General features: G+C 39.2%; 1 protein-coding gene. It reads right to left on the reverse strand.

Features of this window, described 5'->3' with window-relative positions:
• Nucleotides 1-20: 20 nt before the first annotated feature.
• A complete protein-coding gene (locus ACM5QX_RS29505; RefSeq protein ID WP_414756751.1) occupies nucleotides 21-1,088 on the reverse strand; it encodes an IS4 family transposase in 1,068 nt (355 codons plus the stop codon).
• Between the last annotated feature and the right edge of the window lie 184 nt (nucleotides 1,089-1,272).

Below are 1,272 nucleotides of genomic sequence, written 5' to 3' on the forward strand. Positions count from 1 at the left end.
CTGAAGGGGTGACAAAGAAGCTACAAAGCAGACTGGATAAGAGACATAGCACGTAGACCCTTGCGAAAATAGGGTAGTTTACTGGACTTTAAACGCATTAAATCATGAGCTAAATCAGCACAAAACTCCATTGCCCCTACCCATAACTGACCATACAAACCAATCCAAAAAGCACTATGCCTGCGGTGCAATCGTTGTAACTCCTTCAGACGACCAACATATTTTTGAAGACCAGAGGAGCGAGAATGACGACCAATTAAAATAGCACAAGTATAGGCAATAGCAATTAATAAAATCAGTGCTATCAAACGTTGACCATCAGCATAAGTAGATTCGAGATTATATCCCCCAGTCTTGCAATCTTTAAACATAGCCTCAATTCCACTCCGCAACTTGAATGCTTTAATGGCATCTTTTAGACTATCAAGGTTAGTTAATAAAAACCAACCAGCAGGTTCAATAACTCCACGATATTTGCGCTTGTAATATCCGGCGAGATTAAATTTAGCAAAACCTTTCTGTTTTGTCGCTTGAATATCTGTCAAAAAGAACGAGATTCCAGGAGTTAATCCCAAAGATTGCAAGCGTTGGTGTGATTGATTTTCTTGTCGAATATAAGTGCCTTGCTTTTGCCGGAGTACAAAGTCAATTCTCTTGCTGTGTAACCAATTCGCCAGTTTGATGCTATGAAATTCCCTATCGCCTAGCACCAAGATTCGATATCCTTTAAATAACCGCAACAATGGGCGAATTAACTTTTTCTGCTCGCCTAGATTGCTACATCCTCTTTTCGCTAACAATAGCCAATAAACTGGAATAGCTCTTTTTTGTTCTATTAAACTAATGACGAACACATTTTCACAACGCCACTGTGTTCTATCAATCGCAAATATCAGTTGTTTCTCCTGAGATTGTCTGCTGTTTTTAACCCATCTTTTGAGTAATGGAAACCAGATGTATTGAATTGATAACTGTGGCAGTAATAAAAATCTTTGGATGCTTCGTCGCCGACTCTCAAACAGTATCGGTTGGGGAAATACTGTTGCCAGTTTCTCAATCGTCACAGTTTTATGAAATTGCAACAGCATAATCAAGATTTCCAACATCTTGTACTGTGCGGGTGTCAGTAGATTTTGAAAGCAGTTTTGGTAGAATTTAGGTAACATTATCATTCGATAGGTCTTGTTGAGAGTAACTGACCTATCTTTTTTTACCCCAAAACAGTCACACTCTTCTATTTCCTGAGCTTCAGCCTCTTTGTCACCCCTTCAG

Origin of the sequence: Anabaena sp. CCY 9910 (assembly GCF_963920875.1) — a bacterium.
Classification (GTDB): Bacteria; Cyanobacteriota; Cyanobacteriia; order Cyanobacteriales; family Nostocaceae; genus Trichormus; species Trichormus variabilis.